Source organism: Methylocystis sp. JAN1 (assembly GCF_052186135.1).
Taxonomy (GTDB): domain Bacteria; phylum Pseudomonadota; class Alphaproteobacteria; order Rhizobiales; family Beijerinckiaceae; genus Methylocystis.
This window is the reverse complement of record NZ_CP181499.1, coordinates 3,866,767-3,878,833: the sequence shown is the minus strand read 5'-3', so window position 1 is coordinate 3,878,833 and position 12,067 is coordinate 3,866,767. Positions and strand designations below refer to the sequence as shown.

The following is a 12,067-nucleotide window of genomic DNA, read 5'->3' as shown; positions in this document are numbered from 1 at the left end:
CTGTCGATCGTGCAAGACTTGAGGCCGGTTTAGGCTATATCTGCCTTTGACGAAAGAAGTCGCGGCGGCGGCGTCCCGCCGCAAGAATCATCGGGGAGCGGAAATGAGCAAGGAAGAAAAGGCTTTGCCGGAGAATGAAATCGTCGAGCGGCTGGCGAAGGAGCTGCCGCACTGGCGCTACGAGAACGGTTGGATTCGCCGTAAATACAAGACTCATAGCTGGAAGGGCACGCTGATGGTGATCAACACGGTCGGCCATCTCGCCGAAGCCGCCTGGCACCATCCCGACATCGCCGCCTCCTACGCCTGGGTCGAGGTGAAGCTCATGACCCACACGGCGAAAGGCATAACGGACAAGGACTTCGAGCTCGCCCGCAAGATCGAGGACGTCGTCGGCTGGCGTCCGGGCAAGGAGGGGGGCGCGCTCGAGGGCGCGCCGGAGACCGACCAGCGCTTTGCTTATATCAAATATGACTGAGACTCTGTCCTTCGACCGGGCGGCCGTCGCGGGCGGCCGGGATCGCTTCTTCGCTCCCGTCGGCCGTCGGCCGGTCATTATGGGCATTGTCAATGTCACGCCGGATTCCTTTTCCGACGGCGGGCTCTTCGCCTCCAGGGCGGCCGCGCTCGCTCAGGCGAGGAAGCTTGCGGCGGATGGCGCGGATATCGTCGACGTGGGGGCCGAATCGACCCGGCCGGGGCATACGCCGGTGCCGCCCGAGGCGGAATGGGCGCGTCTCGAGCCGCTGCTGGCCGCTCTCGTCGCAGAAGCGGGGGTCCCGGTGTCGATCGACACCTATAAAGGGATCACCGCCCGCCGGGCGCTCGCGGTCGGCGTCTCGATCGTCAACGACGTCTGGGGCCTGCAGCGCGACCCGGACATCGCGCCCGCCATCGCCGAAGCGGAGGCGGGAGTCGTCATCATGCATAATCGCGAGGCGACGGACCCCGAAATCGACATCGTCTCCGACATGCTGCAGTTTTTCGACCGCTCGCTGGAGATCGCGCGCCGGGCGGGGATCTCCGACGCGCATATCGCGCTGGACCCGGGAATCGGCTTCGGCAAAAGCCGGCTGCAAAATTACGACGCCCTCCGGGCGACGCCGCGACTTTTAAGTCTAGGTTTTCCCTTGCTCATCGGCGTATCGCGCAAGTCGATCTTCAAGGGCCTGCCGGACGGGGCGATCGAGGGGCGGCTCATTGGAACCCTCGCCGCCAATCTCTTGGCGGCGGGCGACGGGGCCCAGATTTTTCGCGTCCACGACGTCGCCGAACATCGCGCGGCTTTCGAGGTTTTTTCGTGCCTGCGCGCCGCGCCGGCGAAAGGGTGAGCCATGCGGGTGGGTTTCGGGCTGGGCAGCAATATCGGCGACAAGCCCGTGAATATAAAGAGGGCCTTGAGACTTATCGAAGAGCGGGGAATCGCGGATCTGGCTGCGGTCTCGCGCATTTACCGCACGCCGCCCTGGGGCGTGCCCGACCAGGGGGATTTCGCCAACGCCTGCGCCATCGGCGACACGGCGATGTCGCCGTACGAGCTCCTGGCCGCGGTAAAGAAGATCGAGGCGGATATGGGTCGGGAGCCGACCCGCCGCTGGGGACCGCGGCTCATCGACGTGGACATCCTGTTCCTTGGCGACCATACGCTGGACGATCCGGAACTCACGTTGCCGCACAAGGAATTGTTCGGCCGGGGCTTCGTCCTTATGCCCCTGGCCGAGATCGCGCCGGATCTCGTGCTCGACGGCGTCGCCGTCGCGCAAGCGCTTGAAAGCGTCGATACCGCCGGCGTGAGGCCCTGGGCGGAAGGTTAAGGCGCCTACCCCCGATAGCTGGTGTTGCCGCACTGCAACATCAGTCATGCGGTCCTGCCGCGCAGCGCTTTGCAAACTGCTGTAAACCCCGAGGATACAGGCAATATTGCGCTGTCTAAGAAATGTCGCGAACCGAGCGGCGCGGGCGAAATGGGGTGGGAAAAAAACCGTCCACTGGGGTTGTTATTACTATTCGATAGACAGTTTTCAGCTATACCAAGGGATATTGATATTATGTTGGTGAGGGGGAATGGTTGGGCCACGCTAAACGGGGTCTTGGTCTGGTCCTTGCGGGGGTCGGGTTTTGGGCTTTGTTTAGGCGGCGACGTCGGTGTTCGTCCGATAACAACAAGCGGCTGGATTGGATGTTCGATCTTTGGGGAAGGTTTCTCTGGGATTGGGGATCTGAGGGCTGCGGCAAGAAGGGCGGTATGGCGTGGGGCGACGTTTTGGGACGGGCCCAGCCTAACGTTTAATCAAACGAGGACGAAGCGGTTCCGTTCTGGGAGGCGGAGCTTTTACCGGTCACGCGCATATCCCTGGGAGCACATAGGAGGAGTTAAATATGAGCTCGACGACTAGCGCTGCTGCTGGCGCAGCTGCTGAGGTAGAGTCCGTAGTCGATCTTCGTGGCATGTGGATTGGACTGGCTCTGCTGAACACGTTTTATCTGATCGTGCGCATTTACGAGCAGATCTATGGCTGGCGCGCTGGCCTGGATTCGTTTGCGCCGGAATTCCAGACTTACTGGATGTCGATCCTTTGGACCGAGATTCCTCTGGAGCTGGTTTCCGGCCTGGCGCTTGCGGGCTATCTTTGGAAGACGCGCGACCGCAACGTTGACGCGGTTGCGCCTCGTGAGGAGCTTCGGCGCATTGCGGTGAACATCCAGTGGCTGGTTGTTTACGCGTCTGCGATTTACTGGGGCGCGTCGTTCTTCACGGAGCAGGACGGCACCTGGCACATGACGGTTATCCGTGACACGGACTTCACGCCGTCGCACATCATCGAGTTTTACATGAGCTACCCGATCTATTCGGTGATCGCGGTTGGGGCGTTCTTCTATGCGAAGACGCGGATTCCGTTCTTTGCTCATGGCTACTCGCTGGCCTATCTGATCGTGGCCATTGGTCCGTTCATGATCATCCCGAACGTTGGCCTGAACGAGTGGGGCCACACCTTCTGGTTCATGGAAGAGCTGTTCGTGGCTCCGCTGCACTGGGGCTTCGTGTTCTTCGGCTGGATGGCGCTGGGCGTGTTCGGCGTGGTTCTTCAGCTCCTGGCCCGCATTCATGCGCTGATCGGCAAGGAAGGCGTCGCCCTCCTGACCGCCGAGTAATGACGGACAAGGCCGCTCGCGCCCAAGGGCGCGGGCGGCGGTCTGGGCGCGGGATTTTTTCTAAACGGACAAGGGAGCGGGCATGTCTGGCCGCGTGAGGCGACCGGGTCTCTCGTTTCGTGTCGAAAACCGGGGTTAACCCGGCTGTGAAGGGAAGGTTTCGCGGCGCTGCGTCGAGCGCGCTGCGCGAGAGAAAACCGGGCGGGCGGGTTTTTCCGCCAGTCCGGGCGCGGGTCCGGGGGCGCGAGGCTTCGGGTCTGCGGCGATAAGAAAGCTCGGGGCCTGGAGGGTTTCCGAGAAACACCAAGGAGAAGAGTGATGTCACAATCGAAAAGCGGGGGGGCGGTCGGTCCGTTCAACTCCGTCGCCGAGGCGGCGGGTTGCGTCGCGACGGTGGACTGGATGCTTCTGGTTCTGCTGTTCTTTGCCGTTCTGGGCGGCTATCACGTCCACTTCATGCTGACGGCGGGCGACTGGGACTTCTGGGTTGACTGGAAGGATCGTCGTATGTGGCCGACGGTCGTGCCGATTCTGGGCGTGACCTTCTGCGCGGCTTCGCAGGCTTTCTGGTGGGTTAACTTCCGCCTTCCGTTCGGCGCCGTTTTCGCGGCTCTGGGCCTTCTGGTCGGCGAGTGGATCAACCGCTACGTCAACTTCTGGGGCTGGACGTATTTCCCGATCAGCCTCGTGTTCCCGTCCGCTCTGATCGTTCCGGCGATCTGGCTTGACGTGATCCTGCTTCTGTCGGGCTCCTATGTGATCACGGCGGTTGTGGGCTCGCTGGGCTGGGGTCTGCTGTTCTACCCGAACAACTGGCCGGCGATTGCGGCGTTCCACCAGGCGACCGAGCAGCATGGCCAGCTGATGACGCTTGCCGACCTGATCGGCTTCCACTTCGTCCGCACGTCGATGCCGGAATACATCCGCATGGTCGAGCGCGGCACGCTGCGCACGTTCGGTAAGGACGTTGTGCCGGTTGCGGCGTTCTTCTCGGGCTTTGTCTCGATGATGGTGTATTTCCTGTGGTGGTTCATGGGTCGCTGGTATTCCACGACCAAGGTCATCGACACCATCTGATGCGGGCTTGGCCGGGGTTTTCTTCGGCCCAACTCGAAAAGAGAAACGCGGACTGGAGTTGGTTGGGTCGTTGATTTGGCCTGCTGGTCCGCGGCTGAAAAAATCGGCTGGCGCGCGAGGCGCCGGCCGGAAGAGGAACCTGGGAGGTTTGTTCATGAAAAAGCTAGTCAAGCTCGCCGCCATTGGCGCGGCGGCTGCTGTGGCGGCGACGCTGGGAGCCGTGGCTCCGGCTTCGGCGCACGGCGAGAAGTCGCAGCAGGCGTTCCTTCGCATGCGCACGCTGAACTGGTATGACGTTCAGTGGTCGAAGACGACGGTCAACGTCAATGAAGAGCTGGTTCTGTCCGGCAAGGTTCACGTCTTCTCGGCGTGGCCGCAGGCGGTCGCGAATCCGCGCGTGTCGTTCCTGAACGCCGGCGAGCCCGGCCCGGTTCTGGTTCGCACGGCCCAGTTCATCGGCGAGCAGTTCGCTCCTCGTTCGGTGTCGCTTGAGATCGGCAAGGACTACGCCTTCTCGATCAACCTGCGCGGCCGTCGCGCCGGCCGTTGGCACGTCCACGCCCAGATCAACGTCGAGGGCGGCGGTCCGATCATCGGCCCCGGCCAGTGGATTGAGATCAAGGGCGACATGAAGGACTTCACCGACCCGGTGACGCTCCTTGACGGCTCGACGGTCGACCTTGAGCACTTCGGCATCAGCCGCGTTTACGCGTGGCATCTGCCGTGGCTGGCGATTGGCGCGGCGTGGATCCTGTTCTGGTTCATCCGGAAGGGCATCATCTCGTCCTATATCCGCGTTGCTGAAGGCCGTCCGGAAGACGTCATTGGCGACGACGACCGCCGCATTGGCGCGATCGTCCTGGCTCTGACGATCCTTGCGACGATTGTCGGCTACGCCGTGACGAACTCGACCTTCCCGCGCACGATCCCGCTTCAGGCCGGCTTGCAGAAGCCGCTGACGCCGATCGAGACGGAAGGCACGGCGGGCGTGGGCAAGGAGCAGGTGACGACCGAGCTGAACGGCGGCGTCTACAAGGTTCCGGGCCGCGAGCTGACCATCAACGTGAAGGTCAAGAACGGCACGTCGCAGCCGGTTCGCCTCGGCGAATATACGGCGGCTGGCCTTCGCTTCCTGAACCCGTCCGTGTTCACCACGAAGCCTGACTTCCCGGACTACCTGCTTGCCGACCGCGGCCTGTCGAACGACGACACGATCGCGCCCGGCGAGTCGAAGGAGATCGTCGTGAAGATCCAGGACGCGCGTTGGGACATCGAGCGTCTGTCTGACCTGGCTTACGACACCGACAGCCAGATCGGCGGCCTGCTGTTCTTCTTCTCGCCGGACGGCAAGCGCTTCGCGGCTGAAATCGGCGGCCCGGTGATTCCGAAGTTCGTCGCCGGCGATATGCCCTAAGCGAGCCAAAATCGCCTAAATCAATGGCCGGCCGGACTTCTGTCCGGCCGGTTCTTTTTTGCGAGATGGAACGGACTTAAAACGCCGCCGCGCCAGGAGCCGCGGCCAAAGGACTTTTATCGACGCCGGCAGAACGCGCTCCCGTTCTTCGGGTTTGACCCTCGCCAGATCGTGCTTCGTTCAGGCAAGTTTCCCGAAAGGGGCGACAAAAAGCTACGCGCCCGCAAAGGGATGCGTCCGTGTTTGGGACGCCGGCGACCATGCGCGCACTTTGTTTCGACGGAAGCCACGGTTCGAACGCACAGACGCCATCTCCGAAAAGCGGACGCGCGCCCTCCAGCGCCGGCGCGAAACGCCACGAAAGCGTAGCTGCTTGAGGCGCCGGTTCCGATCTGGAATTCCAGAACGAAGAGTCGCGGCGCCCTTTGACCGACGCCCCCGGTCCGACGTCAACCCCCGTAGGAACGGACCAAGCTGCCGACGAGCAGATTCCACCCGTCGATCAGGATGAAAAAGAGAACTTTCGCGGGCAATGCGATGGTCGTTGGCGGAAGCATCATCATGCCCATCGACATGGTCAGCACCGACGCGACAATGTCGATTGCGAGAAAGGGAACGACGATCAGGAAACCAATCTCGAATCCGCGCCGCAATTCGGAAATCATGAAAGCGGGAACAAGCACGTCCAGCCTGGGCGATTTCGACGGCGAGGCGTTCGTCCTCCGAAAGTCCTCGAAAAGCCGCAGGTCCTTTTCCCGAACATTGGCGAGCATAAATTGACGAAACGGATCTGTGATTTTTTCGAAAGCCTCGGCTTCCCCAATCCGGCCCTCGAGAAGCGGCCTGACGCCCGCCTCCCAGGCTCTTTCGCCGGTCGGGGCCATGACGTAGAACGTCATGAAGAGCGAGAGGCTGATCAGGATGAGATTGGCCGGCGTGCTCTGCAAGCCGAGACCGGTGCGCAAAAAAGAAAACGCGATGGCGAAACGCGTGAAACTCGTCACCATCACAAGCAGGCCCGGCGCGACGGACAGAACGGTCAAGGCGCCGAGAAGCTGGATCAGCCGCCCGCTTGCCGATCCGGCGCCGGCCGGCAGCAAAGCGGCGAGATCGAACGACTCGGCGCCCAAGGCTTGCGACGTCCAAGCGAGAATGACGGGGACGGCGAGGAACACTTTCATTGAATAACAAGCGTTTCGATGATGAGTTCGCGAATATGTCCCTCGGAGCGCGTCGACGCCCGCTCTCTCAGTTCTTCCTGCAGGCGCCTCAGACCGTCCGCTCCCTCGACCGCGGAGAGGTCCAATGTGCCGAGAAAGGAAACGATGTCGGAGCGCAACGACGCCAGCAAAACGTCCACCTGTTGCAGTTCCTTCGGGTTATAAAGAATCGCGGATTGAAGTCGGATCAACTGCCTTCCCGCTCCTGAGAGATTCGTTACGATCGGCGGCAATTCCCTGACTTCGAGCGCGGCCGCCGGCGCCTGTCCGTCCGTCCTGGCGTTTTTCGCGACCGCTTCTCCGTGCGCGCCGCCATGGGCGGTTCCTGAGAGAGGCGCCGACGTTTCCACTTGCGCCGGCGTTTCGGCCGGGGGGATCGCACCGTTCATACCGGGAAGGATCGACGCGCCGAGAAGGCCGCCGCCGGCGCCGCCGATGATTGTCACGATCGTCAAAGGAAGGACGAAATCCGTCGCCTTGCGATTATTCTCGGCGTCGCCGCTCTTTCCCGCCATAATCCGCAACCTCAGAACGGCGCAAGAATATCGTAGAGCTGCTGGCCCCAGGCCGGTTGCTGAACCTCACTGAGACGGCCGCGCCCGCCATAGGAGACGCGCGCCTCTGCAATCTTGTCGTAGGAAATGGAATTATCCTTATTGATGTCGCGCGGCCGGGCGATCCCCCCGACAGCGAGCACGCGCAACTCATTATTGACGCGAATCTCCTGAGATCCATGCAAGACGAGATTTCCGTTCGGAAGCACGGCGGTGACGGCGGCCGCGAGCGTGAAGCGAATCTGCTCCGAACGATTGATCGTTCCCTGGCCCTGCGTCTCGGTTTTCGAGTCGATATCATTCTGCCAGGCGCCTGTCTGTCTTGTCTGAGAACCGGGCGGCCCGCCGATCATCGGGAGGAGATCAAGGAGAAAGCTCCATTTCGATCTGATTTTCGCTTCCCGCGAGCGATCGGTCGAATTACCGAGGATCGCGCGATCATCCATGGAAATTATGACCGTTACGACATCGCCCACGCTCATCGCCTTTACGTCCTTGAAGAGGTTGACGCGATTGTCGTCGAGATGCATGCCCGGTCCGAGCGAAGCGCTGCGCAACGGCCCGAGGGGCAATCGATCGTCATAGAAAGCCAGCCCGCTGCCAATCGGCGACATATGCGGCTCGCGCGTTATGTCGCGCGGGTCCGTCGCGCAGCCGGCGAGCAGAAGCGCCACGGCGAAAGCCGGCGTCGTTGTTCGCGTCATGGCTTCTTCTCATCCGCGCCGCCGCGTAGATCGGCGATTCTTTTCGCAAGCGCCGCGCCGCGCGACGCCTCCATTTCTCCAAGGATCGCGCTCGATATTTTCGCTTTGAGTTGCAGTATCAGAGCGGCGGCGACGTCATCGTCGATCTGTGTGAGCTGCGCCGCCGCCGCTTCCGGCTTCATGCGCGAATACAGTCCCACTAGCGCGTCGCTCGTCTTGCGCTCGAAAGCGTCGATCCGGTCCAGAAGAGAGCGCAGCTCCTGCCGCCTCGCCTCGAGGCTCGCCAGGCGCGCCGCGATTTCGCTCTCAAGCTCCGCGAGCTGTCTGCGGCGCCGCTCGATTTGAAGAGCTTCCGCCGATGCCGCGACATTCGCGCAATATTGCTGAATATCGCGGGCGGAGGGAGCCGCCGCTTCACCAGCCGAAGCCGGCGCCGCGACGATTGACATGCAGAAAAGCGAAGTGAGGGACGGGACGCGCCTGCGCGCGGGGCTTGGTCGTCCGGGTTTGCGTGCAGATGTCATCGGGCGCAGAGTCGACCTTGACCCTTGCGCGTGACTTGCGTGCGGTCTTGCTGCGTTGAGTGTCGAATAATGGGAGCGAAACGGGGCTCTAAGCATTCGCATTCGATATGATTGCGCGGATCTGCGCGATAGCGTCGCGGCGCGCCGACGCATGCGCGGATTGCTTCAACGACTCGTAAATCAGCGGCGTGAGGCGCACGGCGCGATCCAGTTCCGCGTCCGCGCCCGGCTGATAGCCGCCAAGAAGCCGAAGATCGCGGGTGTCCTCGAAGCGCGCCACGAGGCTGCGCGCCGTCTCAATCGTTTCTCGATCCTCCGCACGCCAGACGCGGTCGGCGAGCCGGGAAATGGACTTCAGAATATTGATCGCAGGATAACGTCCCTGTTCGGCGATTTCGCGTTCGAGAACGATATGCCCGTCCAGCGTTCCTCTTATGCAATCCGCGATCGGATCGTTGTGATTGTCGCCATCGACGAGCACGGAGAAGATCGCCGTGATCGAGCCACCGCCTTTGAGGCCGGGGCCAGCGCGTTCGAGAAGGCGAGGAATGTCCGCAAAGACGCTGGGCGCGAAGCCGTTCGCCGCGGGCGGCTCGCCGGCGGAAAGCGCGATCTCGCGCAGCGCATGCGCATAACGCGTCACCGAGTCCATGATGAGCAGAACGGACTGCCCGCCATCACGGAAATATTCCGCAACGGCCGTGGCGGTGAGCGGCGCGAGGCGCCGCGTCATCGGGCTCTCGTCTCCGGTCGAAACGACGATGACGGCGTTGCTTGCGCTTTCTCCCAACGTCTCGTCGAGGAAATCGCGCACCTCGCGTCCACGCTCGCCCACAAGGCAGATCACGACGGCGTCGAAAGACGCCGAGCGCGTCATCATGGAAAGGAGGGTTGATTTGCCGACGCCCGAGCCCGCGAAGACGCCGAGGCGCTGGCCGCGGCATAAGGGCGTGAAGGCGTCGATGGCGGCGACGCCTGTCGGCGCGGGATCGCCGACGCGGGCCCGCGCCATGGGGCTGGGCGGCGAGCGGTCAAGGCGCCTTCTCGCGCCGAGCGTGAGAGGGCCCTTATTGTCGATGGGTTGCGCCAGCGCGTCCAGCACGCGGCCCTTCCAGCTTTGGTGGGGCGCGATCTCGATGGGTCCCTGGAGCGTGACGCGCGCGCCGAGGCCGACGCCGGCGTTGCTCTCGAAGGACTTCACCAGAGCGCCGCGCCTGTCGATGCGGATCACCTGCCCATGGAAGGCGCGCCCGGACTCTTCGAGCAGGACGCAATCGTCGAGGCGAAGGAAGGGCGATAGCCCCTCCACGCGGAAATGGGACGGAAAGACCTCCGTCACGGCGCCGCTGATGCGCAGCCGCGCGCCGGGGCGCGCAAAGCTCTCAACCGCGTCCCCAAGTCGCGTGAGCGCATCCGCCATCGACGATCAGGCTCCGCCCAGGGTGCGGACGACATTGCGTTGCGCGCCGTCCATCAGGTCATAGGCCGCCGTCGCGCTTTCGAAGGCGCGGTGCGCCATGATGAGCTTGGTGATTTCGGCCACAGGATTGACGTTGGCGCTTTCGAGATGGCCCTGCGCGACGCCGTTTTTGGAGAAGTTCACGACCGCCGTCGCCGGGATGGAGGGGATGACGGCCGAGTTTTCCGCGCGCCTCAGCGTCGCCGCCTCGTCGATCTCGAAAAGGCCGATCGCGCCGAACTGGCGGTCGCTTTGGTGAATCATGCCGTCACGAAAGATCGTCGGCGGTCCGGCGGTGGGATCGAGCACGATGGGCGAGTTGCCGGCGTCGAGGACCGGATAGCCCAGCAATGTCTGAACTTCGCCCGTCTCCAGCATGCGCAGGCGGCCGTCGCGGGTATAGGCCACGCCCTGCGGCGTCTGGATGGCGAGCCAGGCGTCGCCGATGACGGCGACGTCGAAAGGGTTGTCGGTCTTGATCAGTCCGCCCGACGTGCGGGAGATGTAATCCGTTCCTGCCGAAGCGTAAGCCGTTGGCGTGGCCGACGCCCTGGAAAGGACCGTGTCGAAGCTCACGCCTGTCGCGCGAAAGCCGATCGTCGAGGCGTTGGCGACATTCTCGGCGATGGTCGTCAGACGCCTGTCGAGCGCGACCTGCGAAGAGAGCGTGACATAAAAGGCGGATTGCATGGGCGTCCGGGGAATTGCGGCTACGCGCCATGATCGGCGCGCAACCTTGCCTGAAACCCACCGGGCGCGCGCGCCTGATTATTTGCCGCCGTGGAAGGCCGATTTGCGCACATTGGCGCTGATCGGCTCTTCGAGAAAGAAGTCGAGAACGGCGTCTTGCGCGGGATCGACGGAGTAGGGCAGGAGATCCGTCACGCCTTCTTCCGCCAGCGCGCGCACGTCGATGAAGAAATTGCCGGTGCAGCCGCGCGAGGGACGCGTGAGGATGGCGTGCGCGGCGTCGGCGACGATCTCGGGCTTGCGCGAGCGCTTGATGATCTCCTCGCCGCCGAGAAGATTGCCGACCGCCGCCGTTGCGATCGCCGTCTCCGGCCACAGCGAATTCACCGCCACCCCGTCGCGCGCAAGGTCTCTGGCGAGGCCGAGCGTAACGAGGCTCATGCCGTATTTCGCCATCGTATAGCCGAGGTTTGGCGCGAACCATTTGGGGTTCATGTCCAGCGGCGGCGAGAGCGTGAGTATGTGCGGGTTCGCTGATTTGCGCAGATGGGGCAGAGCGAGCTTGGCGCAGAGATAGGTTCCGCGCGCATTGACCTGATGCATCAGATCGAAGCGCTTCATCTCCAGGAGGTCGATGCCGCGCAGGTCGATGGCGCTCGCATTGTTGACGAGGATGTCGATCCCGCCGAAGGTCGAGACGGTCTGATCGATGGCCGCCGCGACCTGATCGTCGAAGCGGATGTCGCAATGAACGGCGAGCGCCTTGCCGCCTTCGGCCTCGATCTCGGCGGCGGCGGTGAAGATCGTTCCCGGAATTTTCGGATTTTCCGCGACGCTTTTTGCGGCGATGGCGATATTGGCCCCGTCTCGCGCGGCGCGCTTCGCGATGGCGAGGCCGATGCCGCGGCTCGCGCCGGTGATGAAAAGCGTTTTGCCCTGAAGAGACCGAGCCATATTCCGAATCCTTCGAAAACTCTCCCGTCTGACACTTAGCCGATCGCCGGGAGGCGGCAAGCGCCTCCCGGCGGTTTCTCAAAAACCCATGCGCCGGCGGGCGCCCGGCTTCGTCTCCGCTTCCTGCCTCAGCCACGGGCCAGCGCGTTCGCGTCCCGCTCTTCCAGCACGTGCGCCTTGCGCGCGACGACCGTGAAATCGCCGGGCGTAAGATTGTCGAGTGCGAGCGCCTCTTGAAGCGGCGCAGCGCGGCGGGATCGAGCGACTGAAAGGCGTTGGTCGTGCAGGCGAAATGCAGATGATGCCGCTCCATGCACA

At 63.1% G+C, this 12,067-nt stretch carries 13 protein-coding genes; 6 read left to right on the top strand and 7 right to left on the bottom strand.

The features are described from left to right. The first annotated feature begins 103 nt into the window (after window positions 1-103). The 6 genes from ACNHKD_RS18525 (at window position 104) to amoB (ending at window position 5,644) form a co-directional block, all read left to right on the top strand. Window positions 104-478 carry a 4a-hydroxytetrahydrobiopterin dehydratase gene (locus ACNHKD_RS18525; protein WP_442754952.1) on the top strand — a complete coding sequence of 125 codons (375 nt, stop codon included), beginning with the start codon at window positions 104-106 and terminating at the stop codon, window positions 476-478. Next, a complete protein-coding gene (gene folP / locus ACNHKD_RS18520; protein WP_442754951.1) occupies window positions 471-1,331 on the top strand; it encodes a dihydropteroate synthase in 861 nt (286 codons plus the stop codon). Before ACNHKD_RS18525 ends, folP begins: the two co-directional genes overlap by 8 nt. A gap of 3 nt (window positions 1,332-1,334) precedes the next feature. Then, window positions 1,335-1,814 carry a 2-amino-4-hydroxy-6-hydroxymethyldihydropteridine diphosphokinase gene (gene folK, locus ACNHKD_RS18515; protein ID WP_442754950.1) on the top strand — a complete coding sequence of 160 codons (480 nt, stop codon included), beginning with the start codon at window positions 1,335-1,337 and terminating at the stop codon, window positions 1,812-1,814. Window positions 1,815-2,379: 565 nt separating this feature from the next. Next, a complete protein-coding gene (gene amoC, locus ACNHKD_RS18510) occupies window positions 2,380-3,153 on the top strand; it encodes a bacterial ammonia monooxygenase, subunit AmoC (protein ID WP_442753523.1) in 774 nt (257 codons plus the stop codon). A gap of 318 nt (window positions 3,154-3,471) precedes the next feature. Continuing rightward, window positions 3,472-4,230, top strand: coding sequence for a bacterial ammonia monooxygenase, subunit AmoA (amoA, locus tag ACNHKD_RS18505; protein WP_442753524.1), 759 nt, complete (start codon window positions 3,472-3,474; stop codon window positions 4,228-4,230). 154 nt (window positions 4,231-4,384) lie between these two features. Then, window positions 4,385-5,644 (top strand): bacterial ammonia monooxygenase, subunit AmoB, encoded by a 1,260-nt coding sequence (gene amoB, locus ACNHKD_RS18500; RefSeq protein ID WP_442753525.1) that lies wholly within the window; start codon window positions 4,385-4,387, stop codon window positions 5,642-5,644. Window positions 5,645-6,093: 449 nt separating this feature from the next. Here the strand turns inward: amoB and fliP are convergent, their stop codons facing one another. The 7 genes from fliP to ACNHKD_RS18465 all read right to left on the bottom strand — a co-directional run bounded on the left by fliP (window position 6,094) and on the right by ACNHKD_RS18465 (window position 11,749). Beyond that, the gene (gene fliP / locus ACNHKD_RS18495; RefSeq protein WP_442754949.1) at window positions 6,094-6,825 is read right to left on the bottom strand and encodes a flagellar type III secretion system pore protein FliP; all 732 of its coding nucleotides are present in this window, start codon (window positions 6,823-6,825) and stop codon (window positions 6,094-6,096) included. Next, a complete protein-coding gene (locus ACNHKD_RS18490; protein WP_442754948.1) occupies window positions 6,822-7,379 on the bottom strand; it encodes a flagellar basal body-associated FliL family protein in 558 nt (185 codons plus the stop codon). The genes fliP and ACNHKD_RS18490 overlap by 4 nt, the downstream gene beginning before the upstream one ends. An 11-nt stretch (window positions 7,380-7,390) precedes the next feature. Then, window positions 7,391-8,122 (bottom strand): flagellar basal body L-ring protein FlgH, encoded by a 732-nt coding sequence (locus tag ACNHKD_RS18485; protein ID WP_442754947.1) that lies wholly within the window; start codon window positions 8,120-8,122, stop codon window positions 7,391-7,393. Beyond that, window positions 8,119-8,571 (bottom strand): MotE family protein, encoded by a 453-nt coding sequence (locus ACNHKD_RS18480; protein ID WP_442754946.1) that lies wholly within the window; start codon window positions 8,569-8,571, stop codon window positions 8,119-8,121. Before ACNHKD_RS18480 ends, ACNHKD_RS18485 begins: the two co-directional genes overlap by 4 nt. A gap of 163 nt (window positions 8,572-8,734) precedes the next feature. Then, window positions 8,735-10,066 carry a FliI/YscN family ATPase gene (locus ACNHKD_RS18475; protein ID WP_442754945.1) on the bottom strand — a complete coding sequence of 444 codons (1,332 nt, stop codon included), beginning with the start codon at window positions 10,064-10,066 and terminating at the stop codon, window positions 8,735-8,737. Between the two features lie 6 nt (window positions 10,067-10,072). After that, entirely contained in the window at window positions 10,073-10,795 is a 723-nt protein-coding gene (flgF, locus tag ACNHKD_RS18470) for a flagellar basal-body rod protein FlgF (protein ID WP_442754944.1), read from the bottom strand. 78 nt (window positions 10,796-10,873) lie between these two features. Continuing rightward, the gene (locus ACNHKD_RS18465; RefSeq protein ID WP_442754943.1) at window positions 10,874-11,749 is read right to left on the bottom strand and encodes an SDR family oxidoreductase; all 876 of its coding nucleotides are present in this window, start codon (window positions 11,747-11,749) and stop codon (window positions 10,874-10,876) included. Window positions 11,750-12,067 lie beyond the last annotated feature (318 nt).